Below are 2,939 nucleotides of genomic sequence, written 5' to 3'. Positions count from 1 at the left end.
CGATGTTGAAAAAGTAACTGAAATAAACAAAATCACAGAGTACAACATTATGATGACTCCAGGACTTGTAGTAAATGGCAAAGTAAAGGCTTTTGGCAGAGTTCCTGGCACGGAAGAAATCAAAAAGTTCATAAAGGATGAAATGTAAGGAGATTTGCAAGTTAATAGAGAAGTTTCTTAGCTTCTCTATTTGCAACTTAAGCACAAATATTATAGGAAAAGTGAATAGTTTTAGTATCAAGAAGGGGGATGGTAAATGAATAAGAGAAACTTGGGTATTCTGGTCGGGATAGCAGTTTTGTTAGTTATTGTGGTTTTTGCAAAGGGAATTTTTAAAGGAGACCCAAAGCAGATATCCGATTCAAATGCAGACCTCAAAACCCAGTATGAATACATTAAAAGTTGTAACAAACCGTCTATTATAGTATTTTCCTATGATGCGGACTGTTGCCCTGGTACAAAACAGTTTTTTGATGAGTACAACAGCAAAGTGAAAAAGTTGATTAAGGATTATGAAGGCAAGTTTGAAGGATTATTCATAAATATAGGTGTTTTAACAACAGATGACCAGAAGCTGCTTGAGGAAATTGCAAAAGATAACGGAGCTTCCATACTACCTTCATTTGTAATCAGAGATGCAAATGGAAAGCCGCAAAAGCTTGTGGAAGGACCTTTTGATGAAAAAGAAGTAAGAAAATTCATGGATGGGATGGTGAAATGATGAGCTTAAGTACCGAAGCAAGTCTTATTATCACACTGTCTATTGTTTTTTCTACAGGATTCCTAAGCGGTTTAAGTCCGTGCACACTTCCCACCGTAGTTTTTGTTTCGGCGTATGTCACAGGCAGACAGGATTATTCAAAGAAAAAGGGGTTTATGATATCACTGGCTTTTGTACTGGGAATTGCCTTTATGCTTTCCATACTGGGTGTATTTGCCGGAATTGCAGGAAAGCTATTAATGAATAGCCGGTTGTTAAATTACATTATGGCAGCCATCCTTATTATTATGGGCTTATGGCTTTTAAAAGTATTTGAGTTCAATTCAGGCGGGGGTATGATGAATAAACTGAACATCAAAAAAGGCAGTGGTTTGATAAGTGCTTTCCTTTTGGGAATACCCTTCGGCATTTCTGCGTCACCATGTACCATGCCCATTACAGCATCTGTTCTTGCTTATTCTGCAACCAGAGGAAGTGCATTGTTAGGAGCAGTAATGATGTTTACCTTTGCAATGGGTCGAAGTATACCGCTTATTATTGTAGGTACATTTACGGGAACGTTGAAAAATTTTGAAAAGCTGAGCAAATACCGGACAACTGTAGAGAAAGCAGCCGGGATTATACTGATACTACTTGCGTTTTATTTTATCTGGCAGGCATAAGGGTAAATGGAGGTGTTTTGATTTGAAACCAATTATTATTAAAGCGAAGTGTCCTGCGCAAGCTATGATATGCAAAGCGATTCGGGCATGTAAAAATGAAGCAGTTAAATATATAGAGGACGAAAATGAACCGTTGGGAGGAAGAATAGAGATAGATTATAATAAATGCGAAGTTTGTGGAACATGTGCTGAAGAGTGCTGCGGGAATGCCATAGTAATGGCTGAATAGTTTTAATGGAGGCGAGATGGATACGTGGGAAATTATATACTATACTTGGTTGCATTCTTATTATTGGTTTTATCTTTTATAAAGGACAGGCAAAAGACGATAAATGCCTTGAAAAAAGCGTGGAAGGCTTTTGAAAACATATTGCCCGAATTCCTGGGAGTAATAATGCTTGTTGGTATCATGCTTGCCATACTGAACCCTGAAGTAATTTCAGGAATTATAGGTGAAAGCTCAGGCTGGCTTGGCGTAATACTTTCATCCATTATCGGTGCAATTACACTTATTCCGGGCTTTGTTGCATTTCCCACTGCGGCAATGCTTCTTAAGAGCGGAGCAGGATACATGCAAATCGGCGCATTCATCTCTTCTCTTATGATGGTGGGAGTGGTTACGGCGTCAGTTGAGATAAAGTATTTCGGAAAGAAACTTACCATATTGAGAAATGTTCTTGCATTCCTTTTTTCATTTGTTGTAGCATTTGTTATTGGAAAGGTGGTTGGTGTAGGTTGAAATATATTAAGTATATTAAAAGGTACAGGTTCTTTATCATTGTAGCCATTGTTATGGCAGGTATAATTCTTGTTAATAAGGAGCTTGGCTTTAAGGCATTAGACATTACCGGCTACAGCTTAAAGGAAATGGTATTGGTTATACCTCCTGTGTTTATATTATTGGGTCTTCTGGATATATGGGTTCCTAGGGAAATCATGGTAAAATATATGGGGAAGGGCTCTGGGATAAAAGGAGTCATTCTGGCCATACTATTGGGTTCGGCTGCTGCAGGGCCGCTTTATGGTGCATTTCCTGTGGCTGCAGTGTTTATGAAAAAGGGTGTAAAGTTCAGTAATATACTTATATTTATTGGAGCATGGTCTACCACCAAAATACCAATGTTTTTATTCGAATTGTCTTCACTTGGAGTTAGGTTTGCGGTTACAAGGCTTCTTATAGATATCCCAGGAATTATTATTATTGCATATATATTATCAAAAGTAATCTCTAAAAATGAAATTGAAGAAATATATAAGAATGCTGAAAGTATGTAAAATCTGATAAGATGGTTTTCTTGACAATTGGCTTTATAACAATACACTGATGTATTATTGAATGATGTGTTATTGACACAAACGAGTGTGTCAATATTTTTTGAAAATGTCACCTAAGAAAGCGAAAAATATAAGTTAATTATCGTGAGAAAATTGTCACATTAATATAAAAATGAATAAGGTATGAAGAGAAAATAAAGGGGGCTTTGCCCCCTTAACCCCCATCCTCGCCGGAAGGCAGGAGGGCAGGTTATAAACCTGCCCTCAAAATGACAATAGGA

At 37.4% G+C, this 2,939-nt stretch carries 6 protein-coding genes; all 6 read left to right on the top strand.

Annotated features, from left to right (window positions below; translation table 11 throughout):
- Positions 1 to 148 (top strand): thioredoxin family protein (locus tag HPY74_20660; GenBank protein NSW93019.1); only part of this gene is annotated, 148 nt, incomplete at its 5' end.
- Between the two features lie 108 nt (positions 149 to 256).
- Positions 257 to 721: a hypothetical protein gene (locus HPY74_20655; GenBank protein ID NSW93018.1), complete on the top strand. Its 465-nt coding sequence runs from the start codon at positions 257 to 259 to the stop codon at positions 719 to 721.
- Entirely contained in the window at positions 718 to 1,383 is a 666-nt protein-coding gene (locus tag HPY74_20650) for a cytochrome c biogenesis protein CcdA (GenBank protein ID NSW93017.1), read from the top strand. Before HPY74_20655 ends, HPY74_20650 begins: the two co-directional genes overlap by 4 nt.
- Before the next feature lie 22 nt (positions 1,384 to 1,405).
- On the top strand, positions 1,406 to 1,612 hold the full coding sequence (locus HPY74_20645; GenBank protein NSW93016.1) for a hypothetical protein: 207 nt from the start codon (positions 1,406 to 1,408) through the stop codon (positions 1,610 to 1,612).
- A gap of 24 nt (positions 1,613 to 1,636) precedes the next feature.
- Positions 1,637 to 2,122, top strand: coding sequence for a permease (locus tag HPY74_20640; GenBank protein NSW93015.1), 486 nt, complete (start codon positions 1,637 to 1,639; stop codon positions 2,120 to 2,122).
- A gap of 53 nt (positions 2,123 to 2,175) precedes the next feature.
- Positions 2,176 to 2,658, top strand: coding sequence for a permease (locus tag HPY74_20635; GenBank protein ID NSW93014.1), 483 nt, complete (start codon positions 2,176 to 2,178; stop codon positions 2,656 to 2,658).
- The last annotated feature ends 281 nt before the right edge of the window (positions 2,659 to 2,939 follow it).

The sequence above is a fragment of the Bacillota bacterium genome, assembly GCA_013314855.1.
Lineage (GTDB): Bacteria > Bacillota > Clostridia > Acetivibrionales > DUMC01 > Ch48.
Note: the sequence above shows the minus strand (reverse complement) of the source record. Positions and strands in the feature narration are given on the sequence as shown.